At 63.1% G+C, this 24204-nt stretch carries 21 protein-coding genes; 18 read left to right on the top strand and 3 right to left on the bottom strand.

Features of this window, described 5'->3' with window-relative positions; translation table 11 throughout:
- Positions 1-21 precede the first annotated feature (21 nt).
- The 3 genes from PAN08_RS05520 to map all read left to right on the top strand — a co-directional run bounded on the left by PAN08_RS05520 (position 22) and on the right by map (position 1740).
- Positions 22-639, top strand: a complete 618-nt coding sequence (locus PAN08_RS05520) for an HD domain-containing phosphohydrolase (RefSeq protein ID WP_269790478.1) — start codon at positions 22-24, stop codon at positions 637-639.
- 100 nt (positions 640-739) lie between these two features.
- A complete protein-coding gene (locus PAN08_RS05515; RefSeq protein ID WP_269790477.1) occupies positions 740-952 on the top strand; it encodes a ParD-like family protein in 213 nt (70 codons plus the stop codon).
- Entirely contained in the window at positions 949-1740 is a 792-nt protein-coding gene (gene map, locus PAN08_RS05510) for a type I methionyl aminopeptidase (protein WP_269790476.1), read from the top strand. The genes PAN08_RS05515 and map overlap by 4 nt, the downstream gene beginning before the upstream one ends.
- 207 nt (positions 1741-1947) lie before the next feature.
- Here the strand turns inward: map and pbpC are convergent, their stop codons facing one another.
- From pbpC to PAN08_RS05495, 3 genes are all read right to left on the bottom strand, one after another.
- Positions 1948-4320, bottom strand: coding sequence for a penicillin-binding protein 1C (gene pbpC / locus PAN08_RS05505; protein WP_332840096.1), 2373 nt, complete (start codon positions 4318-4320; stop codon positions 1948-1950).
- Positions 4321-4545: 225 nt separating this feature from the next.
- Positions 4546-9441 (bottom strand): alpha-2-macroglobulin, encoded by a 4896-nt coding sequence (locus PAN08_RS05500; RefSeq protein ID WP_269791178.1) that lies wholly within the window; start codon positions 9439-9441, stop codon positions 4546-4548.
- 290 nt (positions 9442-9731) lie between these two features.
- Positions 9732-10433 (bottom strand): FKBP-type peptidyl-prolyl cis-trans isomerase, encoded by a 702-nt coding sequence (locus PAN08_RS05495; RefSeq protein ID WP_269790475.1) that lies wholly within the window; start codon positions 10431-10433, stop codon positions 9732-9734.
- 170 nt (positions 10434-10603) lie between these two features.
- Between PAN08_RS05495 and PAN08_RS05490 the strand changes: the two genes are divergently transcribed.
- From PAN08_RS05490 to rnt, 15 genes are all read left to right on the top strand, one after another.
- Positions 10604-11386, top strand: a complete 783-nt coding sequence (locus PAN08_RS05490; protein ID WP_269790474.1) for an enoyl-CoA hydratase-related protein — start codon at positions 10604-10606, stop codon at positions 11384-11386.
- A gap of 10 nt (positions 11387-11396) precedes the next feature.
- A complete protein-coding gene (locus PAN08_RS05485) occupies positions 11397-11747 on the top strand; it encodes a hypothetical protein (protein ID WP_269790473.1) in 351 nt (116 codons plus the stop codon).
- A gap of 113 nt (positions 11748-11860) precedes the next feature.
- Positions 11861-12499 carry an endonuclease III gene (nth, locus tag PAN08_RS05480; protein WP_269790472.1) on the top strand — a complete coding sequence of 213 codons (639 nt, stop codon included), beginning with the start codon at positions 11861-11863 and terminating at the stop codon, positions 12497-12499.
- A 169-nt stretch (positions 12500-12668) separates the two neighbouring features.
- Positions 12669-13877 carry an OprO/OprP family phosphate-selective porin gene (locus PAN08_RS05475; protein ID WP_269790471.1) on the top strand — a complete coding sequence of 403 codons (1209 nt, stop codon included), beginning with the start codon at positions 12669-12671 and terminating at the stop codon, positions 13875-13877.
- Between the two features lie 117 nt (positions 13878-13994).
- Entirely contained in the window at positions 13995-14771 is a 777-nt protein-coding gene (locus PAN08_RS05470) for a hypothetical protein (RefSeq protein ID WP_269790470.1), read from the top strand.
- Positions 14772-14883: 112 nt separating this feature from the next.
- Complete coding sequence (pstS, locus tag PAN08_RS05465) at positions 14884-15903, top strand: phosphate ABC transporter substrate-binding protein PstS (protein ID WP_269790469.1); 1020 nt, start codon at positions 14884-14886, stop codon at positions 15901-15903.
- Between the two features lie 270 nt (positions 15904-16173).
- Entirely contained in the window at positions 16174-17262 is a 1089-nt protein-coding gene (gene pstS / locus PAN08_RS05460) for a phosphate ABC transporter substrate-binding protein PstS (RefSeq protein WP_269790468.1), read from the top strand.
- A 251-nt stretch (positions 17263-17513) separates the two neighbouring features.
- Entirely contained in the window at positions 17514-18482 is a 969-nt protein-coding gene (pstC, locus tag PAN08_RS05455) for a phosphate ABC transporter permease subunit PstC (RefSeq protein ID WP_269790467.1), read from the top strand.
- Positions 18482-19345 (top strand): phosphate ABC transporter permease PstA, encoded by an 864-nt coding sequence (pstA, locus tag PAN08_RS05450; protein WP_269790466.1) that lies wholly within the window; start codon positions 18482-18484, stop codon positions 19343-19345. The genes pstC and pstA overlap by 1 nt, the downstream gene beginning before the upstream one ends.
- A 16-nt stretch (positions 19346-19361) precedes the next feature.
- Complete coding sequence (gene pstB, locus PAN08_RS05445; protein ID WP_269790465.1) at positions 19362-20192, top strand: phosphate ABC transporter ATP-binding protein PstB; 831 nt, start codon at positions 19362-19364, stop codon at positions 20190-20192.
- Between the two features lie 87 nt (positions 20193-20279).
- Positions 20280-20987: a phosphate signaling complex protein PhoU gene (gene phoU / locus PAN08_RS05440; protein ID WP_269790464.1), complete on the top strand. Its 708-nt coding sequence runs from the start codon at positions 20280-20282 to the stop codon at positions 20985-20987.
- A gap of 319 nt (positions 20988-21306) precedes the next feature.
- Positions 21307-21666, top strand: coding sequence for a hypothetical protein (locus PAN08_RS05435; protein WP_269790463.1), 360 nt, complete (start codon positions 21307-21309; stop codon positions 21664-21666).
- 16 nt (positions 21667-21682) lie between these two features.
- Positions 21683-22528: a DUF692 domain-containing protein gene (locus tag PAN08_RS05430; RefSeq protein ID WP_269791177.1), complete on the top strand. Its 846-nt coding sequence runs from the start codon at positions 21683-21685 to the stop codon at positions 22526-22528.
- Positions 22521-23264, top strand: a complete 744-nt coding sequence (locus tag PAN08_RS05425; protein WP_269790462.1) for a putative DNA-binding domain-containing protein — start codon at positions 22521-22523, stop codon at positions 23262-23264. The genes PAN08_RS05430 and PAN08_RS05425 overlap by 8 nt, the downstream gene beginning before the upstream one ends.
- A 293-nt stretch (positions 23265-23557) precedes the next feature.
- Entirely contained in the window at positions 23558-24202 is a 645-nt protein-coding gene (gene rnt, locus PAN08_RS05420) for a ribonuclease T (RefSeq protein WP_269790461.1), read from the top strand.
- Positions 24203-24204: the final 2 nt, after the last annotated feature.

Raw genomic sequence — 24204 nt, 5'->3', positions numbered from 1 at the left:
CTCTTCAAGGCTTTGCATTTCATGTCATCCATCTCCGTACACGCAGGGCTGTCCATTCCTCCCCAGGACGACTCGTGCGCCATCACGGTATTGGCCGCCGCACTCGACCAGCGCGACAGCTACACCGACCACCACTGCGACCGCGTTTCGCAGTTGGCCCACGCGATGGGCCAGCACTGTGGTTTGTCGGACGCGCGCCTGGGCCATCTGGTGCTTGCCGCGCGCTTTCACGACGTCGGCAAAATCGGCATCCGCGATGACGTGCTGCTGTATCCGGGAAAGCTGGATGAGGACAAACGCTCGATCATGCGCACCCACCCGGATCGCGGCGCGGCCTTGTTCAGCGCCACCGGCCGGGAGGACGCGCAGCAGGTGGCCACGCTGATCCGCCATCATCACGAAGCCTGGGATGGCAGTGGGTATCCGCATGGTCTGCAGGGTGAAGAGATCCCGATGGAGTCACGCATCCTCACCATCGTCGACGGCTACGACGCGATGACCTCGCTGCGTCCCTACCGCGAGCCGATGTCGAGCGACCTCACACTCGACATCCTCGACAAGCAGCGCGGGCGCTTGATCGACCCGCGTCTGTTCGATGAATTCCTGGGTCTGCTGCATGCAGGCGGCGGGGCCGCCTGAGGTTGTCAGCGGTTGCGGAAACTTCCCGCCTGAGCGCCTGCCCCCAACGACGAATATACGATTGATATATGATTCGTATATTCAATGATCTGGGCCAGCCATGGGCATCGTAAACATCGACGACGAGCTGCACGACAACATCCGCAAGGCCAGCTCGGTTTCTGGCCGCTCCATCAATGCCCAGGCCGGCTTCTGGATCAAGATCGGCATGCTGTGCGAGCTGAATCCGCAACTTAGCTTCCACGAGATCGTTGTCCGCGAACTCACCGCTGCAGGCGTGCGCCCGGCAGCATTGACGGCCGCCGAATCATGATCAAACAGCCGCACGAACTGGCATTCATGGCCGAATCTGGTCGCTTGCTCGCCCTGGTGTTCGAGGCGCTGGATCAACTGTCCCTGGAAGGCATGACCACGCTGCAGGTCAACGACTGGGTCGAGCGCTTCATCGTGCATGAGCTGAAGGCCCGCCCTGCCAGCAAGGGACAATACGGGTTCGCATATGTGCTCAACAGCTCCATCGACAACGTCGTCTGCCACGGCGTGCCGTCCGCGTCGGACATCCTGCGCAATGGCAGCATCGTCAACCTGGACATCACCCTGGAGAAGAACGGCTACATCGCCGACTCCAGCAAGATGTACCTGATCGGCGAGGTCAGCCATCAAGCCAGGCGTCTGGTGAACAGCACCCGCGACGCCATGTGGAAAGGCATCGCGACGGTACGGCCGGGAGCAACGCTCGGCGACATCGGTTTCGCCATCCAGCGCCACGCAAAAGACTGCGGCTACTCCGTGGTCAAGGAATACTGTGGGCACGGCATCGGTCGCGAGATGCACGAAGACCCCCAGGTGTTGCACTACGGCCGGCGAGGTGCAGGCCTGGTGCTGCAGGCGGGCATGACGTTCACCATCGAACCGATGATCAATCAGGGCCGCGCGGCCATCGACAGCAGCGACGACGGCTGGACGGTGACCACCCGCGATGGAAAGCTGTCCGCGCAATGCGAGCACACGGTGGAAGTGACCGAAGACGGGGTGCGGGTCTTGACGTTGCGGCAGGAAGAACAGGCATTGCTGGCGACTGTTCCGGGAAACATCCGGTAAGCAGCCTTCGCGGATTTTGCGATCGAGGATGAAGCCACGTTCGACATCCTCGACACGCTATGCGGGTGTTTGATCGACCTGCGCTTGTTCAATGAAACACCTGGCCTGCTGCGCGCAGGTTGCCACGTCGCCTGAACGCGCCACCCGCGCCACCGCGCGCGCACCCTCTGCTACGCACCGGCACTGACAGGGACCGGCTGACGCCTGCTACTGCACCACCCGGAAGCGAACGCGTGTCCATGCGCCGTCTTCGGCAAGCGCGGTGAGTGTGTGTTCGCCGGCTTCCTCAAAGTCACGCGTGAACACGCGCGTTCCACGCGTCTGCGCTATCCAGCGCCCGTCCAGCAACCATTCGATCGACGCCTCACTGCCCAGCGCGCGCAGCTGCAGTCGCGGCCCGTGCGTTGCACCGGGCGGGCGCGCCAGAATCGCTTTGTCGTTGAGTCCTTCGATATGCAGCACACCATCGGACTGCCGCCCATCATCCAGGCAATCCTGCGCCAACGGGGGCAGCTGCTGCGCCTGCCGTTGTGCAACCGACAGCCACGGTGAAGCCAGCGCCGGCCACCGTGCAATCTCGCGATCTTCGCGTTGCTCGTGCCCTTCACAGCTGGCCGAAATCCGCTGACCGCTCTTTGTATCGACCTGAAAACGCACCCTGCCCGCCTGCCACAGGCGCGCGTCGCGTTCTGGGAAGGTCGGCGGTATCACACCATCAAGCACCATCGCCGGGAACCGACGCTGGCACATGCCCGGTGGTGTCTGCTCGGCAGCAATCCCCAGCGGCCAACAGATATCCACCTCGCTGACGCTGGCCGGCACCGCGTGTGCAGCGTTGTCGCCGCCCTGTCGCGGTAGGCTGTCGATCACCTCGAACATCAACGGCAATGCGGTCACCGCGCCGTACTGGCCCGGCAACGGCGTGCCATCCGGCCGCCCCACCCACACACCCACCGTGTAGTGCTGCGTGCTACCAATCGCCCAAGCATCGCGGTAACCGTAGCTGGTGCCGGTTTTCCAGGCCACGCGGGGACGACTACCGGTGTCGAACGTACCTACGCCATAACCGGGACGTGGATTGGACTGCAGGATGTCCCGCACGATCCACGCCGCGCCATCGGACATCATGCGCCGCTCAATGCGCGGGTCCTGCGGCGTGTAACGCACGCGGCCGGCGATACCGCCACGGTTGAGTGAAGCGAACGCGCCAACCAGCCCTTCAAGCCGCGCACCGGTGCCGCCGAGGATCACTGCCAGATTGGGTTGCGCACCGTGGGGAAATTTCAAAGTGACGCCGGCATTGGCCAGGCGCGCAGTGAAGCGCGACGGCCCGACGCGGTCCAGCAGATCCACCACCGGCACGTTCAACGACAAACGCAGCGCACTGGCCGCACCCACCGGCCCGTTGAACGCCGCGTCGAAATTGCCCGGGCGATAGCCACCGAAGCTCTGCGGCGCATCCATCAACAGGCTTTCCGAATGAATCAGTCCATCATCCAGCGCCATGCCATACAGAAACGGCTTGAGGGTGGAACCGGGTGACCGCCATGCCTGCACCATGTCGACATGGCCCAGCCGTGCCTTGTCGCCGAAGGCGACCGAGCCAACGTAGGCGCGCGCTTCCAGCGTGGCGTTGTCCATCACCAGGAGCGCGGCCGACGTACGCTCAGGCAGTTGTGAAAAATATGAAGAAACGCGCTCTTCCAGCATGCGCTGCAGGCCACTGTCGATGGTGGTCTGGATATGCGCCACGCGGGGTTGCTGGCTGCGCAACCGCTGCGCCAGCAGCGCGGCGTACAGCGGCTGTTTCAGTGAGCGCGCCACCACCGGTTCAATGCGCGCATCGGCGACATCATCGGCCGACCACACGCCCAGCTCAGCCATGCGTACCAGCACTTTGTCGCGGGCGCGTTGCGCCGCTTCCGGATGACGATCCGGGCGCAAGCGGCTCGGCGACTGCGGCAGTACCGCCAGCAATGCCGCTTCCGCCTGCGACAGACGTGCAGCGGATTTACCCAGATACGCCCAGCTGGCCGCTTCCACGCCTTCGATGGTGCCGCCATAGGGCGCGCGTTCCAGATACAGATCCAGAATCTCGCCCTTGCTCAGATGCACTTCCAATTGCACCGCACGTAACAGCTGCTTGAGCTTTCCCCACGGCGTGCGCGTGTGTGGATCAAGGATGCGCGCCACCTGCATGGTGAGCGTGGAGCCGCCGGAGACAATGCGCCGCTCCAGCAGCCACTGCTTGCCCGCGCGCAGCAACGCCCACGGGTTGACGCCCGGATGCCGCCAGAACCAACGGTCTTCGTAGGTAAGCAGCGCCTGCAAATACAACGGCGACACCGTTTTGGCATCGGCCGGATAACGCCACACACCTTCGGCATCGGCGAAGGCGCGCAGCGGCGTGCCATCACTGGCCACCACCAACGTGCTGGTATCGCGCGACTTCGGCAGTGGCGGCGGGAAAGCCAGATCAAGGACAAGCAACAGCGAGAGAAGTACTGCAGCTCCCCAGCGCATGTAGCGAAGCGTGAAAGCGGCGCGCAGGCGGATGCCAACATTCCTCAGCCATTGGATGCGCGTGTTCACTCGGGCTTGCTCTTCAATCGTCATCTGCAGAGGTTGTGGAGCGACCTTGGTCGTAAATTCGGCAGAGGTCACCGCTACGACGATGCACGCATGCGTGCATTCGCGTTGCCGAAGCACGGTCAGCTTCGCGGCCGATGGCACTTCTACGCAGCATCGCCGACCCTCCCCTACGTCTTCGACGTAAGGGAGAGCGCACAGAGACGCGCATGCCGATTAGGGCTGCACCACCGTGATGGTGGTCGGATTGGAACGCCCCACGCCACGCAGGTCCGGGCGATACATGTCCTCAGCCAACGGCGGCGGCACGGTGTAGGTACCCGGCGTTACCGCGCGCACCAGGTAGAACACATGTGCCTTGTTGCCGCGCGACAGATTCAATGCCGCCACGTAGCGGTCGTCACGGAACTCTTCATGCTTGACGTCGGCTGCGCGTGAGCGGTCGCTGATTTCCACGCCATCCACGACCACGTCGGCCCACTGTTTGGCATCGCCCAGATTGAAGTTCTCAATCTCCAGGCCGGCGGGCAGCAGGTCGGTGACCAATGCATCAGGCATCGAGGTACCGGCCGTGATGCTCAGGCGCACGATCAGCGCCTCGCCCTCCTTCAACGGGCGCGGCGACCACGGCTTGCCATCGGTGCCATACCAGCTGCGTTCGATGCCGATGTGGGTGTTGTCCGGTGCCGGCGCCTGGCGCGGAATACCCGCCACTTCCAGGCTGGCGAACATCGGCGCCTCGCCCTGCGGCGAGAAACGTACGCCCTGCGCCAGCTGTGCCGTATCGAACACACGCGCAAACACCTTGCGTGCCTCGATGGTCTCGGTCTTCTCACCGATTGCCAACTCGCCGGACACCAGCTTCTTCTGGTTGGCCATCAACGCCTTGCCCAGACGTGCCAGCGCCACCTGCTCCTGCGTGCTCAACCACAGCCAGCCGCTGTTGCGACGCGCATCCATTTCGCGCCCCAGGCTCACCACGCGTGCGTCGTACTCCGGCTTGGCCAGGCCACGCTCGTGCAGCAGCGCAATCATCAATGCATCGTCGCGCAGCGGACTGCCGTAATCGCCGAAATAGGCGGGACGGTCCGTCGCGGACTTGGCAAAGCCGGCCGCAATTGCCGCCTGGCCACGCTTGCTGTCGCCCTGCAGCGACAACGCCACGCCCAGATGCACCAGCGACAAGCCCGTCGCCGCCTTGCTGCGTTCGTTGTCCCACAACGTGCGCAGCGTACCCAACGGTGCCCGGTTGACCCGCGCCAGCACGTAGCCCGAATACGCCTGATTGGCGAACTTCAGCGAATCACGACGGTCCTGCCCGTAGAACTGGTTACCACCGCTGAGCAGGTCTTCGCTGATGCGATTCAACGCCTTCTGCAGCAGGTTGTCCGGCACAGCGAAGCCGGCATCCTTGGCATCCAGCAGGAACTCGGCGATGTACGGGGTCAGCGCCGGATTGATGTAGTCGTCGTCCCCCCACATCGAGAAGTTGCCGTTGGCTACCTGCATCGATGCCAGTCGCCCGAACGCGCCTTCCATGCGTTCATTGCGTGCCTTGGCATCCAGCCCGTCAGCGCCGAGCATGGTCGAGGTGGCCTGGTCCAGCATCAGCGCCGCATAGCCCTTGCTGGTGGTCTGCTCCGCGCAGCCATAGGGATAGTTCAGTGCACCCTGCAGCGCCGAGGCGAAGGGAATCGGCGGCAAGGCACTGACCAGCATGCGTGCATTGACCGAGCCGGCCATCAAGCCACTGGCGAAATCGCTGTCCAGCGTGACCGGTGCCAACGGGTCCAGCGTGCGCGTCTGTGCACGCAGCACCTGCGGCCACGCCGCACGTACCGGCAGGTCATACCGGCGGTCCACCTTGAAGCCATTGCCGTCTACCCGCACCCGCACCTTGGCCACGCTGTAGCCTTCCTGCGCGCTCAGCGGAAAGCTCAAGGTGCTCTTGGCATCGGCGGCCAACTGCACCCTGCGTGCGGATTCGGCGATACCCAGCGGGCCTTCGCCGTCCACCCGTACCGTGAACTCACCCGGTTTGCCGGTGAAGTTCTGAACGTCCAGGGTGACGGTGCTGCGGTCACCCGGCGCCATCACCCGCGGCATGCTGGCCTCGGCCAGGATCGGCGCGCGCACCAGCGTTTCAACGTCGCGGTTACCGTAACGCTCGTCGGTGTAAACCATCGCCGATACGCGCAGCGTGCCGTTGAAGTCAGGCACCTGCAGATTGACCCGCGCATTGCCCTTGGCATCCAGCGCCACCGGCCCGGAGAACAGGTCAACGGTCTGCACCCGCGCGGTCGGACGTTTGGCCTGCGGCAGCGCCGCCAATGCCATGTCGCCGCCGAACTTCAGCTTGCCGCTGTTACCTTCGAAGCTCTCGATCACTCGGCCATAGATGTCATACGCATCCACTCCCAGACGGCGCTGGGCGAAGAAGTGCGCCGGTGCATCCGGCACCGCGAAACGGGTGATGTTGAGGATGCCCACGTCCACCGCTGACACCGTGACATGCGCCTGCTTGCCCGCCAGTTCCGGTGCGCTGACCGTCACCGCCATCGGCTGCTCTGGGCGCATCTGTTTGGGTGCGATCAGCCCCACCGCGATGCGACGATCACTGCGGTCCATCGGCACATGCACCACGCCTACCGCGCGTGCCGGGGTGATCTTGCTCGGCGCACTGCCGCCACGGAACACCAGCGCGGTGACATAGACGTCATGCCGCTCCCAATCGGCGGTGACCGGGATTTCAAACGTGCTGCCCGGTTTGGCGTCGATGTCCTGCACGTAGAGCATGCGGTCGCTTTCCACCATCAGCAGGCCACGGCCGGCATGCGGCGGCGTCACCGTCACCTTGAGCGTGTCGCCAGCACGGTAAGCCGTCTTGTCCAGCGCTACCTTGACCTTGTCCGGGCGTGCATCGAGACCACGGTTGTCGTCGTCCCAGCTCCAACCAGCGCGGAACGGATAACGCGTGGTCAGCCCGGTGCCCGGGTCGAACACATCCACTCGGTACTCGCCCCACTCGACCGGGAAATCAAACTTGGCCGAGCTGGTGCCAGCGTCGAGCGTGCGGGTGTCCTTGTTCTCGAAACGACGGGTGAAGTTGTAGTCCCAGCTGTTATCGGTGTAGGTCCAGTGGTAATCACGCAGCTCGCGTACCAAGGTGATCTTCAATCCCTTGGCCGGCTGTGGCTTGCCCTCGGCATCCACTCGCATCAGCTCAAAACGCGCGTTGGCGTTGGCATCGGCACCGTCGGCATCACTGAACAACGGGCGTACGGCCACCAGTGCCTGCGCCGGCCACACCACGCGCTTGAGCGTGCGGGTGACGGTTCGCCCACCGGTTTCATACACGCTGCCGGACACCAGCGCCGACACCGTCGTGCCCTTGCCCGTGTCGGCCGGCAATGCAACATCCTCACGCAGTTTTCCGTCGGCTGGGAACTTGGTATCGATCACGTCATTGGCTTCGCGCGGCAGCTGCACCGTCGGGTCACCGAAGAACCAACCTGGCATCGATTCCACCGGGTGTTGTTCCACCGTCAACGCCAAGCGCGCAGTGAAGCGGTTGCCGTCTGCTGGCGCGCCGTACAGGTACGCCGCATCCGCCTGCAGCTTGAGCGGCTCGCCCGGCTTGATCGTCTTCTGCGCGCTGTCCAGGTCCAGCTTCATGCGTTCGGGCAGGAACTCCTCGATGCGCAGGGTCATGCCCTGCACGGCCTCCTTGCTGCCCGGATCGGTGCGGAATTCCACCTGCCAACGGCCGGTCGGTGCTTCCACCGGAATAGTCTGCTCGAACGAGAAATACCCCTGTTCGCCCGGCTGCAACCGCGTTTCGCGGAAGGTCTTGCCGTCGGGCTGCTTGAGCCGCAGGAAGACCGGCTGCCCGCCCGTCGCCGGGCCGGGGAGTTTCTTGCCGTCGTTGTCGCGCAGCACGGCTGACACCCGCACGGTTTCGCCCGGGCGGTACAAGTCACGACCAGACCAGGCGAACACATCGAAACCGGCGTTCTGGCGCCCGGCCACAGCAAATTCACTCAGGTCCAGAGCCGGCTGGTTGAACGCCAGCATCGTGGTGTCGTTGCCACTGGACGCCACCAGCACATGCGCGGCATCAAGCGTGTAGTTCAGCAGTGCGTTGCCATTGGCATCGGTCTGCCCACGCAGCACCACTTCGCCTTTGCCATCGATGACCTTCAGCTCCACCTTCTTCGCAGGCGCGCCATTGGCCAGCGAAGCGGTGTGCACGAACAGCGTGTCCTTGTAGGCGCGCGTGTGCAGGCCGATGTCACTGACGGTGAAGAAGGCGGTGTCGAATTCGCCTTCAAAGCTGCCAGTACGCTTCATCACCGCGAAATACAGGCCAGGCTGCTGCAGTTCCTTCACTTCCTGGATCGGCAGGTAGGTCAGCACACGTTCGTTCTGCTTTCCACCCAGCACAAAGCGGTTCACGTACACCGGCTCGGCCAGCTTGGACAACGGCGTGCGGTCGCTGTACTCGCTGTCCAGCTCCCAACTGCCACGACGGCCGCCGCGCTGGTACTGGCTGAAGAACGCGGGCAGGTCTTTCTCGCGCACGCGCAGGAACTCGACGTCCACCTCCGGTACGTTCACCGACACCACGGGTAAGCCGCGGCTGTCCTTGGACGGCAGCACGCTGCCCTGCGAGGCAAAGCCCACCGCAGGATCCAACTCACCGGTGAATACCTTCTGCCGCACCTCAGTGCCCAGCCGGTTGCCGTCAGCGGCAAGCAGGTCTGGCGAGATGATCAACGTGTATTCCTTGGCCGCCTCCACATAGGGATAGCGCAGGGTTTTGCCGTCGTCGGACAGTGACCAACTGCTTTGATCGGTGCCGACCTTTTCCTCGAAGCGCAGCAGCTTGTCGAAATCCTGCGTGCCTACCAGCGGCCGCGAGAATTCGACGGCCAATGCCAAGCCATCACCGCGCTGCTGGTCTGGCCAGGCGCGCAGCAGGGCAAAGCCTTTGACCTCTTCCTGCTTGGCCACGATGGCCTCACCCGTGGCGCCGGGCAGCTGTCCGGTTTCATTCCGTTTGCATCCTGCAATCAAGGCCAACGCCGCAAAAGCGACCGCCGCCCACCGCATACGCACCGACTTCCTGTATTCCATGGTGTCCTCCAGCAGATGGCGCGGAGTATACCCAGCCATCAGTAAACACCTTGCGTACGCGTCAACATTCGAGGCAATTCTTTGCGCACGCAAACCAACCGTGTGGCTGCCGTGGCGAACCGGCTTTCGAGCCAGCGCTTGAAACCCGCCGCCGGAATCTGGCCTGGCACGGCGCCCCACCCCGCGCTCTTCATTCGGAAGCGAGGCACAAAAAAACGCCGGTGCATGCACCGGCGTTTTCCTTCAACTCAACTGGCGCGCGTGAATTACTTGACGCTGACCAGCTTGATCTCGAACTGCACAGCCACGTTCGGCGGGAACGGGGTACGCGGGTCGGCACCGTAGGCCTTGTCCGGCGGCAGGGTGACTTCCCACTTGGCGCCAGCCGGCATCTGCAGCAGGGTTTCGCGCATGGCAGCCATTTCGACTTCGCTGAGCTTGATCGACGGAATCGACTGGGCCGGACGCGCTTCGGCCGGACGCTGGCCGAACGGGAACGGACCGGCAACTTCCAGAGCAACGTTGCTGGCCTGAGTCGGCTTGGCGCCGCTGCCGGCTTCGATCACGCGGTACTGCACACCACCGGCGAGGCTCTGCACGCCCGGCTTGGCCTTGTTGGCGGCCAGGAACTGGTCGCTACGGGTTTTGTTGTCAGCAGCAGCCTTGTCGTACTCGGCCTTGGCAGCCTGGGCACGGCCCTGCTCACGGCGCTGGAAAGCTTCGACGGCGGGCTTGAGCTGGTCGGCGGTGATGGCCGGCTGCTTCTTGGCGTAGGCATCCTGCAGGCCCTTCACCACCGAAGCAATATCCAACTGTTCGCCACGACCGGTGAGCTCGGCGAGGTTGTTGCCGTAGTCGTAGCCAAAGTAATAACTCAGCTTGCCCTTCTCGGACGAGATGTCCTGGGCGAATGCGGTGCCGGTCAGGGCCAGAGCGGCCACGGCGACCGCGATAGAACGCAACTTCATCAAACAGTTCTCCAGGAAGGGTGTCTCAGGGGCAACCATGCCGCATGAGGCGACGGGTTAGGATAGCCGTCACAAAGGCTGTCCGCCACTGACGACGCAAGCTCAGACACAGTTCGCCGGGCAATAGTTCCAGCATCACTTTTTTTTAACTTTTTCAGGAGTTCCACTGCATGTCCGAGGCACCGGTTTCAATCAGCACCCGTGATGGCATTCGCACACTTACGGTGCAGCGCCCGGAAAAGCTCAACGCCTTGAATCGACACACTTTGGAGTCGCTGGATGCAGCCTTTGCCGACGCCGCCCGATCCGATGACGTGCGGGTGGTGGTACTGACCGGTGCCGGCCCCAAAGCCTTCGTGGCCGGCGCCGACATTGCCGAAATGAACGGATTGACCCCGGTTCAGGGGCGTGACTTTTCGCTGATCGGCCAGCGCCTGATGCGCCGGATCGAGCGCCTGAACAAGCCGGTGATCGCCATGGTCAATGGTTTTGCGCTCGGCGGGGGCATGGAACTGGCCATGGCCTGCCACCTGCGCATCGCCGCTGACAGCGCCAAAGTCGGCCAGCCGGAGATCAATCTGGGCCTGCTGCCGGGCTTCGGGGGTACCCAGCGTCTGCTGCGTCTGGCCGGCCGTGCGGCCGCTCTGGAGCTGTGTTTGTTGGGTACACCGATTGACGCAACCCGCGCCCAGCAGTTGGGCCTGGTCAACCGCGTCGTACCGGCCGCCGAGCTGGAAGCTGAAACCCTCAAGGTCGCCACCCAACTGGCCAACGCCGCGCCGCTGGCACTGCGTGCCATCCTCGACGCGATCAACGTCGGCGGCGAGTGCGGCATTGAAGAAGGCCTGGAATACGAAAGCGCACAGTTCGGTCTGGCGTTCTCCACCGACGACATGCGTGAAGGCACCAATGCGTTCATCGAACGCCGTAAGCCGGAATTCAAGAACCGCTGAGCCACGACCGATGTCCGCCGTTTCCGCTTCACCGCAACAGTTGTTGCAGTTCGTTATTGATGACGACCTGGACGCCGCCGTGCGCGCCGGGTTGATGGAGTACACCGAGTCGCTGGGTGAAACCGAACTGTTGCCGGAACAGTCGCAACAGTTGCTCGATGTTCAACAACGTCTGCGTACCGCCTGGGCCGCACGCGAGCGCCACCGCGCACGCGATGCACGGCTGGCGCGGCGCGCTGCCGAACGCGAAGCACGCCGTGCACCGCCGCCGGTGGCCGACAGCAAACCGGCCCTGCCCTCGGCAGCGGCCGCCATCCTCGCCCGCGCCAAGGCGCGCGCCGCGGAGAAGCCGTCATCATGAGTGCCGCCGCCATCAAGAAAACTGCGGCAAAGAAAGTCGCAGTGAAAAAAAACAGTGCAAATAAAGCCGTCGCTGCCGTGAAAAAGCCGGCGACGCCGCGCAGCAGCAAGCGCATGAGCCGTGAAGAAGTGCGCGAGATGTTCACGCGGCTGCGTGAGCTCAACCCGCATCCCAAGACCGAGTTGGAATACAGCTCTCCGTTCGAGCTGCTGGTTGCGGTCGCGCTGTCGGCACAGGCAACCGATGTAGGCGTCAACAAAGCCACCCGCAAGTTGTTCCCAGTGGCCAATACCGCACAGGCCATCCTTGACCTGGGCGAAGAAGGACTGAAGCGTTACATCGCTACCATTGGCTTGTTCAACGCCAAAGCCAAGAACGTGATCGCCGCCTGCGCAATCCTGGTTGAAAAATACGGTGGCGAAGTCCCCGCCGAGCGCGCGGCGCTGGAGGCCCTGCCCGGTGTCGGCCGCAAGACCGCCAACGTCGTGCTCAACACCGCCTTCGGCCAGCCAACGATGGCCGTGGACACGCATATCTTCCGCGTCGGCAACCGCACTGGGCTGGCGCCGGGCAAGGATGTACGCGCGGTTGAGGATGGCCTGCTCAAGGCCATCCCCGAGGAATTCCTGCTCGACGCGCATCACTGGTTGATCCTGCACGGCCGCTATGTGTGCAAGGCCCGCAAGCCCGACTGCCCGCAATGCGTGATCCGCGATCTGTGCCACTTCAAGGACAAAACGGCGGACGCCTAAGCGTCGCCAACTGCCATCTGCGCGACACCTGCCGGTAACAGCCCGTCTGTCAAATACAGTGGCATGAGCCGGGCGCGGGAAAAAGTTAGTCGCCGGACTGTCACATTTACGCAATCTTTACGCCCTAGCCTTCGCAGCATCCTCAACCTGCCTGCAAGGCCATCCACCCATGAAACTGCATCGCCAACTTCTTACTGCAGCCGTTGCGGCGGCGCTGTTTGTGCCGGCCGCCCACGCTGAAGTCGCCATCGACGTCATCGGCGGTTCCGAAATCACCTTCGAAGGCCTGGTGCAGGCTGACGGCAACTGGTTCGACAACGACAAGGCCGACCTCAACGGCGTCGGCAAAAATGGCAAGGACAGCGAATTCGAGCTGCGCCGCGCCGAGCTGGTACTCAAGGGCAAAGGCCCGGGCAACGTGGAATGGGTGGTCGGTTATGACGCCAAGGCCGACAAGTTCCTGGACACCAACGTCAAGTACAAGCTGGGTGGCAACGCCAACCACTTCCTCCAGGCGGGCCAGTACAAGCAGCCCAACAGCCTGGAAGAACTGTCCAGCACCAAGAACAACGACTTCATTTCCAAGGCCACGGTCACCAACACCTACGCGGTGGCCCGTCGCCTCGGTGTGGGCTACGGCATCGGCGACAGCAACTGGTCGGTCAATGCCTCGGCCTTCGGCCGCGAGCTGACCCGCGACCTGGCCCACGGCAGCGGCTACGGCGTGCGCGGCACGTTTGCCCCGATCAATGAGAAGGGCAACATCCTGCACCTCGGCCTGAGCTACGCCGCCTATGACACCGACGCCGACCTGCTGCGCCTGCGTGCACGTCCCAACGCCGATCTGGCCACCGTGCGCCTGGTCGACAGCGGCGACCTGAAGGACACCGACCGCCTCAGCACCGTAGGCGTTGAAGCCATGTATGTGCGCGGCCCATTCAAGGCCCAGGGTGAGTACTACAACTCCAATGCCAAGCGTTATGACCACAGCAACTACACCACCGATGGTTTCTACGTCAGCGGCGTGTGGAATGTCACCGGCGAGACCTGGGGCTACAAGGGTGGTACCCCGAGCCTGGGTTTGCCGGACGAGCCGGGTCGTGGCATGTGGCAGTTGGCTGCGCGTTTTGATCACATCGATCTGAACGACGGCGGCTTGCGCGCACCGGCGGTGGTCGGCGGCGCGCCGCTGGTTGATGGCGTGTTGGGCGGCAAGATGGACATCTGGACCGTCGGCGCCAACTGGTACTGGCGTTCGAACTTCAAGGCGTCGATGAACTACGTGATGGTGGACAGCGAGAAGTACAGCTCGAGCGCACGCGGCTTTGTCAGCGACAAGCCGAACATCCTGGAAGCGCGCCTGCAGTTCTTCTGGTAACCAATGGCTGCATGCAACAGCACGAACGCCCCGCAAGGGGCGTTCTTTGTTTGTCATGCAAGCCGAAGGATCGAGCGGCGGGCTATCCTCATCTCCCTCTTTTCAAAGGATTGATCCATGCGTCTGGCCCTGTTGATGTTGCTGGCCCTTCCTGTCACCAGCTTGGCTCAGGATTGCGGCGCCGATAGCGCCGAACGCATTCGCAAGGCCTATGCGCAACGGCCTGCGGGCGCACTCCCCCTCCACTCAGGTACACGCCTCAATGCCGAGCGGGGCACCTGCCGTGTATGGCCGGCGGATACGACATTGACGTTGATGGCCGTACCCGTGCTTGGCCCTGAGGAGGAAAATGGCGCCTACCAGGATGGTGATCTGGATCTGTTGGTGGTGGATACCACCACGCTGCGTCCGCGTGCCACCCTGCGCCTGCCCGGCATGATGAGCAGCGACGCAATCCGTAGCGAGAGCGTGAGTCTGGACACCGCACGCTACCGGCTTTCGGCCGACGTTCGCGCGTTTGGCGTGCGCATCGGCCGTAGCGGCTCGTCACAGCCCAACCCATTCAACGACACGCGCCTGCAGTTGTTCGTACTGGACGAGGAAAGGATAGAACCGGTCACCGGGCAGATCGTGGTCGCAAGTTTTGGCGGCGAATGGAATACCCGTTGTACAGGCGAGTTCCATGAGCTAAGCCGCACCGTGGAGGTCGGCCCCATCCCTGCACAAGGCTTCGCTCAGCTGCAGGTGCGGGAACGCAGCGCCGCCATCCAAAATCGCGAGGATGCCGCCGGCGAGTGCGTTGAGACCCGCCGTAATCTGCCTGAGCAGCGTTACCTCCTGCGCCCGCAGGGCCGCCATTACCCACTACCGAAGACAATCGAAGCCACCTTCTGAGTGGATTGCAGCTGTCACCACAACGTCATATGACAGACGCTGCGCTGTCATCAAATCGTTATGCAATAGGCGCTGGGCGGAACCACCGCACCTCTACTCCCAGGAGCCTTTCGTGATCCACGCCATCAAGTCGCGCGCCGTCGTTGCCATCCTCGCTGCGTCGTCCGTGTTCGCCGTCAACGCCAATGACGTTACTGGCGCCGGCGCGTCCTTCATCTACCCGGTCATGTCCAAGTGGTCGGCCGACTACAGCACCGCTACCGGCAAGAAAGTGAACTATCAGTCCATTGGTTCAGGTGGTGGTATCGCCCAGATCAAGGCCAACACCGTGGACTTCGGCTCGTCCGACGCGCCGCTGCGCCCGGAAGAACTGGCCTCTGCTGGCCTGGTGCAGTTCCCGTCGGTGATCGGCGGCGTGGTACCGGTGCTCAACGTTGCCGGCGTCGAAGCCGGTGCGATGAAGCTGGATGGCCCGACCCTGGCCAACATCTTCCTGGGCAAGATCACCCAGTGGAATGACCCGGCCATCGTCGCGCTCAACGCAGGCCTGGCGCTGCCGGATACCAAGATCACCGTCGTGCACCGCTCCGACGGTTCGGGCACCACCTTCAACTTCGTCAACTACCTCTCCAAGGTCAACAACGACTGGAAGACCAGCGTGGGCGAAGGCACCAGCGTCCAGTGGCCGGTGGGCATCGGCGGCAAGGGTAACGAAGGCGTCGCCGCTTACGTCAAGCAGATCAAGGGGTCGATCGGCTACGTCGAGTTCTCCTATGCACTTCAGAACCGCCTGACCTTCTCGCGCATGAAGAACGCCGCCGGCAACTTCGTGCAGCCGCGTGACGAGAGCTTCTCGGCCGCTGCCGCCAGTGCCGACTGGGCCAACGCTCGCGACTTCTACCTGGTGATGACCAACGCCCCGGGCGAACAGTCCTGGCCGATCACCGCCACCAATTTCATCCTGATGCGCAAGCAGCCCAAGACGGCAGAAGGCGCCAAGGCAGCAGTCGAGTACTTCCGCTGGATCTACGCCAACGGCGACGCACAGGCCCGTCAGCTGGACTACGTGCCGCTGCCCGATCCGCTGGTCCGCCAGATCGAAACCTACTGGCAGCAGAACCTGGCTTATTGAGTGTAGAGACGCCGAGTCCCTCTCCCTCGTCGCCTCAGGCGCGGATCACGTGATCCGCGCCATTTTTTTGAGCGGCACCAAAATCCGCTGAAGCGTTACGGGAAAACGCCTGACGTGGCACACCTCGGCATTACTGCCGCCACCGCTTTGCCATTGATTTTGCTAGCCTTTTCAGATTCTTTTAACGATGTAATCAGGCTGTAACAAAAACATCATTTCATAGCCTCATCCGCTAGCCCTGCTGGCATTTTCCCCGCTATGGAGTGACCCATGAAGTTGCACACGACCGGTCTTGCCGCCCTTTCCCTGGCCATTGCCCTGGGCCTGTCGGCCTGCGGCGGCACTGGCAACCAAGCTGCTTCCACCCCGGAAAATGCCGCCGCTGGCGCACCGGCTGCCGGTGACAAGCTGACTGCCGAAATCTCCGGGGCCGGCGCTTCCTTCATCTTCCCGCTGGTGTCCAAGTGGTCGGCTGACTACAACGCCGCCACCGGCGCCAAGATCAACTATCAGTCCATCGGTTCGGGTGGCGGCATCGCCCAGATCAAGGCCGGCACCGTGGACTTCGGTTCCTCGGACAAGCCGCTTTCCTCCGAAGAGCTGGCTCAGGCTGGCCTGGGCCAGTTCCCGTCGGCCATCGGCGGTGTGGTGCCCGTGGTGAACCTGGAGGGCCTGCAGCCAGGTCAGCTGCGCCTGAGTGGCGCCCTGCTGGCAGACATCTTCCTGGGCAAAATCAAACTGTGGAATGACAAGGCGATCGCCGACGCCAACCCGGGCGTGACCCTGCCCGACACCAAGATCACCCTGGTGCATCGCTCTGATGGTTCGGGTACCACATTCAACTTCTCCAATTACCTGTCCAAGGTGAGCAGCGAGTGGAAGGACAAGGTTGGCGAAGGCACTTCGGTGCAGTGGCCGGACGGCGTGGGCGGCAAGGGCAACGAAGGCGTGGCCTCGTACGTGCAGCAGATCAAGGGTTCGATCGGCTACGTCGAGTTGGCCTACGCCCTGCAGAACAACATGCCGTATGCCTCGATGCAGAACGCCGCCGGCACCTGGGTACAGCCGACTGCCGAGACGTTCGCCGCCGCTGCTGCCAGCGCTGACTGGGCAAACGCCCGCGACTTCAATCTCGTCATCACCAACGCCCCGGGCGCCAACGCGTGGCCGATCACCGCCACCAACTTCATGCTGATGCACAAGCAGCCGAAGGATGCCAAGCGCAGCGCCGACACCCGCGCTTTCTTCAAGTGGGCCTTCGAGAACGGCCAGACGCAGGCCAACGAACTGCATTACGTGCCGCTGCCGGCCGAGTTGGTGGCGCAGATCGAAAGCTACTGGGCTGCTGAGTTCAAGTGATGCAACGGCGCGGGTGCGTCGCTGGCGTACCCGCGTTTGCCACCACCTGATCCCCGCACAAGCGGGGACCAGGCTTGCTTCCCCGGTTTCTCTTGTTCCTGCTGTTGACGTTGAAGCCACAAGCAACAGCAAGAGCGATGGACCGACATTCGTCGGTTGAAGTCCCCGCCTTCGCGGGGATGTCGATTCCTCCCAAGGCGCCTGCCCTGGGTCTGAAAAAACCGCTTCCCCCTTGGGCCCACGCCGCTGCCATGAATGCCATCGCACCGCCTCTCTCTACGCCCTCCTCGCGTGATCTGCGCGACGCCCGCAACGACCGGCTGTTCCGCTGGTTGCTGATCGCAACCGTGATCTTCGTGCTGGTCGCCTTGGCCAGTGCTGCGCTATCCATGCTGTGGGGTGGACGCCATGCCCTGCAAGAACAGGGGCTGAGCTTCTTCTACTCCTCCGACTGGAATCCAGTGGAGAACAAGTTCGGTGCGCTGGCACCGATCTACGGCACCATCGTCACCGCTCTCATTGCCATGCTGATCGCCGTTCCGGTCAGTTTCGGCATCGCCTTTTTCCTCACTGAGGTTGCACCGCGTTGGCTGCGTGGCCCGGTGGGTACCGCCATCGAACTGCTGGCGGGCATTCCTTCGATCATCTACGGCATGTGGGGTCTGTTCGTATTGGTGCCGGTAATGACGGAATACGTCACACCGTTCCTCAACGAAACACTCGGTCAATGGCCGGTGATCGGTATTTTCTTCCAGGGCCCACCGCTGGGCATCGGCATGCTCACAGCTGGTTTCGTACTGGCCATCATGGTCATCCCGTTCATTTCTTCGGTGATGCGCGAAGTGTTCCTCACCGTGCCCACGCGCCTGAAGGAGTCGGCCTATGCGCTGGGCTCCACAAAATGGGAAGTGAGCTGGGACATCGTGCTGCCTTACACCCGCTCGGCCGTCATCGGCGGCATATTTCTGGGGCTGGGCCGTGCGCTGGGCGAGACGATGGCGGTCGCCTTCGTGATTGGCAACAGCGTGCGCCTGTCGCCATCGCTGCTGGAACCGGGCACCACCATCGCCGCGTTGATCGCCAACGACTTCGGCGAAGCCACTGAAACCTACCGCTCGGCGTTGTTGTTGCTCGGCTTCGTGTTGTTCATCGTCACCTTCGTGGTGCTGGCCATCGCCCGCCTGATGTTGATGCGTCTATCCCGCAAGGAGGGCAACTGATGTCCACCGCATCTGATTCGCTGTACCTGCGCCGTCGCATCGGCAACGTGGTGGCACTGGTCCTGTCCTGCGCCACCGCCTTGTTTGGCCTGTTCTTCCTTGGTTGGATCCTCTGGACGCTGCTGTCCAAGGGCCTGCCGGGCATCAACATCAACCTGTTTACCAAGATGACGCCGCCACCGATGCAGGAAGGCGGCCTGCTCAACGCGTTCTTCGGCAGCGCGGTGATGTGTGCACTGGCGATCGGCATCGGTACGCCGCTGGGCGTGGCAGCTGGCACCTGGCTGGCCGAGTACGGCAATGCCCGCAAGGCCGGTACGGTGGTGCGCTTCGTCAATGACATCCTGCTGTCAGCGCCGTCGATCGTGCTGGGCCTGTTCGTCTACACGTTGTATGTGATGCAGACCGGCGGCCAGTTCTCCGCATTCGCTGGTGCGTTGTCGCTGGCCTTCATCGTGTTGCCGGTGGTGATCCGCACCACCGACGAAATGCTCCGGCTGGTACCGGTGCAGATGCGCGAAGCGGCGCTGGCGCTGGGTGTGCCGCAATGGAAAGTGATCATGCAGGTGCTCTATCGCAGCGCGATGGCCGGCATTGTCACCGGCATCCTGCTCGCCCTGGCCCGTATCTCTGGCGAGACCGCACCGCTGCTGTTCACCGCATTCGGCAACCAGTACTGGAACAGCAACGTCTTCCAGCCCATGGCCTCAGTGCCGGTGGTGATGAACCAGTACGCCGGCAGCCCTTACGAATCGTGGCAGGTACTGGCTTGGGCCGGTGCACTCGTGCTGACCGTGTTCGTGCTGCTGGTAAGCCTCTCCGCGCGCGGCCTGCTGCTGCGCAACCGAATCTCAAACGATTGATCCCATGGACCTTGCCATGAACGACCTCACCAACGCCGTGCCGATGCAGCGCATCAATCTGCCCTCTTCCGCGCGGGAACTGCTGACGCCGGCACCGGTCAAGCTCGCCGCACGCGGGCTGGATTTCTACTACGACAAGTACCACGCGCTGAAGAGCATCAATCTGGAAATCCCTGAGAAGCGCGTCACCGCGTTGATCGGCCCATCCGGTTGCGGCAAGTCCACCCTGCTGCGCATCTTCAACCGCATCTACGCGCTGTACCCGAAGCTGGAAGCGCGTGGTGAGGTACTGCTTGATGGCGAGAACATCCTCTCGCCGAAGTATCCGATGAACCGCCTGCGCTCCAAGGTCGGCATGGTGTTCCAGAAGCCAGTGCCGTTCCCGATGACTATTTTCGAGAACGTGGCCTACGGCATTCGTCACCACGAGAAGTTGTCCAAGGCCGACATGCGTGACCGCGTTGAACAAGCGTTGCGGCAGGGCGCACTGTGGGACGAGGTGAAGGACAAGCTCAACCAGAGCGCGCTGGGTTTGTCCGGTGGCCAGCAGCAGCGCCTGTGTATTGCCCGTGCCGTGGCATTGCGCCCGGATGTGTTGTTGCTGGACGAACCGACCTCGGCGCTGGACCCCATTTCTACCAGCCGCATCGAGCAGCTTATCGAAGAGCTGAAGAACGATTACACCATCGCCATCGTCACCCACAACATGCAGCAGGCGGCGCGCGTGTCCGACTACACCGCCTTCATGTACCTGGGCGACCTGATCGAACACGACCGCACCGAAGTGATCTTCTCCAACCCCTCCAAGCAGCAGACCGAGGACTACATCACCGGTCGCTTCGGTTGATGTGCAGCCGCGCAGCGGCAAACGCATGCTGCGCGTTCGGGCTCTGTTTCAAACCCTGTCCCCCTTACACCTGCCAGTGAGCATTCCATGAATCTCCCCAACGACCACATCGTCAAGAGCTATGACGAAGAGCAGCAGCGTCTGGTGGCCGAAATCCTGCGCATGGGCGAGATGTCCGTCGCCCAGCTGGAAGCGGCACTGGATGTGATCGAACGCCGCGACGAAAAGGCCGCCCAACGTATCGTCGCCAACGACGACGCCATCGACCAGCTCGAACAGCAGATCAGCCATGACGTGATGCGCCTGGCGCTGCGCGGGCCCATGGCACGCGACCTGCGCGAGATCCTTGCCGGCCTGCGCATCCCCTCCGACATCGAGCGCATTGGTGACTACGCGGCCAATGTCGCCAAACGTTCCATCGCGCTGGTGTCGGTGCCGCCGCTGCCGCAGATCCAGGGCCTACGCGCACTGGGCCGGTTGGCAGCCATCCAGGTCCGTGGCGCGATGGAGGCTTATCGCGACAACAACGTCGAAGCCGCGCTCAAACTGCGCCAGGACGACGCCCGTCTGGACGCGCAGTACACCGCGCTGTTCCGCGAGCTGCTCACCTACATGATGGAAGACCCGCGCAACATCACCCCGTGCACGCACCTGCTGTTCATGGCCAAGAACCTGGAACGCATCGGCGACCACGCCACCAACATTGCCGAAAACGTGTGGTTCCTGGTCAAGGGTGAAGAGCCGCTGCCGCCGCGTGAAAAACGCGATGAAACCAGCAGCCTGGATCACGCCTGATCCTGTTCATCGCAACAGCACATCCCGGCATGCCGGGAGTTGGCAAAAAAACAGGCCCGCGAGGGCCTGTTTTCGTTTTGGTGGAGCTGAAAGTGCCCCCACGCAGTCCACAAGGGAACGGCGGCTTGTGGCTTCGTTCGCTTCCGCCGCCCGTAAACCGAGCACACGAGACCCTGGGTAGCCCTGCCCTTGCCGTCACTCACCTCTCATCCCCATTCACCCACTCCGGCAGCACCAGTTGCCGCAGATACATTTTCCGGCACCCTCGCTTGCTAAGCTCCAGCCTCCCCCCGGCCCCTTACTGTTCCGGAGATACACAATGACCATTTGCACCCGCAAGTCCGTTTCCTTTGCCATTGGCGCCGCCCTCATTGGAGGCATGGCCGCACCGGCCTTCGCAATGACCGACCTTGCCCAGGGGTATGCACTGGGCGCCAGCACCCAGACCCCGCCGCCGACCACCGCTGAAGCACAAGCCACCACCGAAACCACCCAGACCACCGACGCCGATGCCAAGCAGAAGGCCGAGGGCAAATGTGGCGAAGGCAAATGTGGCAGCGACCACAAGAACGAGCCCGCAAAAGCCGACGCATCAAAGGCGGCCGACGAAGCAGCCGGAGCAGCCAAATCCAGTGCCGAAGGCAAGTGTGGCGAGGGCAAGTGTGGCGGCAACCACTGACCTCCTCTGCAACCACCTGCGCCTGCCTGCACCGGCAAGCGCAGGCCTCGGTCTGCGCCGCTCGTTGTTGGATGCACTGCAGTCCGCGCCCGACGGCGCATTCGATTTCCTCGAATGCGCCCCGGACAACTGGCTCGGTGTCGGCGGCAGGCTGGGCGAAGCCCTCGGCGAACTCTCGCGTCGGCACCCACTGACCTGCCACGGCCTGTCGCTCTCATTGGGCGGCCCCGCACCGCTGGATGTGGGTTTCCTCCAGCGCACGCGCCACTTCCTCGACCAGCACCGCGTCGCCCTGTACAGCGAGCACCTCAGCTGGTGCAGCGACGACGGCCATCTGTACGAACTGCTGCCATTGCCGTTCACCGAAGAAACCGTGCATTACGTCGCTGCACGCATCCGCCAGACGCAGGACATCCTCGGCCGCCGCATCGCTGTGGAAAACGCCTCCTACTACGCCGTGCCCGCCGCCGACATGGACGAGGCCAGCTTCATCAACGCAGTGTTGGCCGAAGCCGATTGCGACCTGCTGCTGGACGTCAACAACGTCTACGTCAACGCCATCAATCACGACTATGACGCTCGCGAATTCCTGTCGATGCTGCCATCGGCGCGCATTGCCAGCTATCACATCGCCGGCCATCACGATGAAGCCGACGACCTGAAGATCGACACCCATGGCATGCCGGTCAAAGACGACGTGTGGTCGCTACTGTCTGCCGCGTACACGCTGCACGGCGTGCGGCCCACCCTGTTGGAGCGCGACTTCAACTTCCCACCGCTGGCCGAATTGCTGGAAGAGCTCACAGAGATCCGGCAACGGCAGCACAGGGTCGATGCCCCCTTGGTTGCCACACATGGCTGAAACGCTGCAGCAGTTACAGACACGCTTCGCCGCACACCTGCGCGACCCGCAGCACAACGCCGCACCTGGGCATATCCCAGACGCGCGAATGCAGGTCTACCGCGAGTTGTACTTCAACAACATCCAGAGCTTGTTGGCCGCCAACTTCCCGGTGATCAAACGCACGCTCGGCGACACGCACTGGCGGGAGTACGTTCGCGCGTTCTGTCGCGATCACCGCGCGCATACGCCCCTGTTCACCGAGATCGGCCAGGAGTTCATCCACTTCCTCGACGCAGCACCGGCCAACGCCTGCGCGCCGTGGTTGCTGGAACTGGCCCACTACGAATGGATCGAGCTCGCGCTACAGGTCAGCGACGAGCCGCTGCCAACCCATAACCCGAGCGGCGATCTGCTTGAGGGCGTACCGGTGTGTTCACCATGGTGCCGCGCCTTGGCCTATCAATGGCCGGTGCACCGCATCGGTCCGGAGCATCAGCCGACGCAGTTGCCAGCGCAGCCCACCCTGTTGCTGGCACGACGACAGACCGACGGCAACATCGCCTTCTCCGAATTATCACCGCTGCTGTATCGGCTGCTGGAACGGCTGGAGCAAGAGCCCGAACTCAGTGGACACCAGCAGTTGCTGGCGTTGGCAACCGAAGCCGGTGTTGCTGCCGATGAAAATTTCATTGCAAGCGGCGTGGCCATGCTGCATCAGCTGCACGCGCGCGGCTGTTTGCTGGGAGCGAACTAGTCTCGGGCAAGTGGCCCCCTAGCTCCTGCCGGATTGAATAAGCAGGCTGCGTACCTCCTCCGTATTGCGGCTCCTCGAACGCCCTGGCGACCGCCCGAAGGGCCTGGGTCCGGAACATGGGGTGAGCCGGGGCAGCGAACCAGGCCGAACTGCCGACAACAACGCCGCAGGCTTCGCCTCTCTGCATGCGCTCCTTCGAGCCACTTCCCCTACAAGCGGGCGAAAGAACCTGCCAGCCTCGCCCGGCCCTCCCCCCAACGCGGCCCCTTGACCCGCTCTGCTACCCTATTGCGATGAACGAACACGTCGAATCACCTGTCCCGCGCCCCGCTTTCACGCCCATGGCGCAACGTTTTCGCGGCTTTTTGCCGGTGGTGGTGGACGTGGAAACCGGTGGCTTTGACTGCAACCGCCACGCGCTGCTGGAAATCGCCGCCGTACCGGTGGAGATGGACGAAAACGGCCTGCTCTACCCCGGCCAGACCGCCAGTGCACATGTCATCCCTGCTGACGGCACGGAAATCGACCCCAAGTCGCTGGAAGTCACCGGCATCGTGCTGGACCACCCCTTCCGCCTGGCCAAACCCGAGCGCGAGGCGCTGGAACATGTGTTCGCACCCGTGCGCGCGGCAATGAAGAAGTACAACTGCCAGCGCGCCATCCTGGTGGGGCACAACGCGCATTTCGATCTGAATTTCGTCAACGCCACCGTGAACCGCAGCGGTCACAAGCGCAATCCGTTCCATCCTTTCAGCGTGTTCGATACGGTCACGCTGGCCGGTGTGGCCTACGGCCAAACGGTGCTGGCGCGGGCGGTGCAGGCCGCCGGCTTCCCGTGGGATGCCAGCGAGGCGCACAGCGCGGTGTATGACACCGAACAAACCGCGCGCCTGTTCTGCAAGATCGTCAATGCTTGGCCGTCTTCGCCACTTGCTTGATG

Origin of the sequence: Stenotrophomonas sp. Iso1, assembly GCF_027497995.1 — a bacterium.
Classification (GTDB): domain Bacteria; phylum Pseudomonadota; class Gammaproteobacteria; order Xanthomonadales; family Xanthomonadaceae; genus Stenotrophomonas.
Note: the sequence above shows the minus strand (reverse complement) of the source record. Positions and strands in the feature narration are given on the sequence as shown.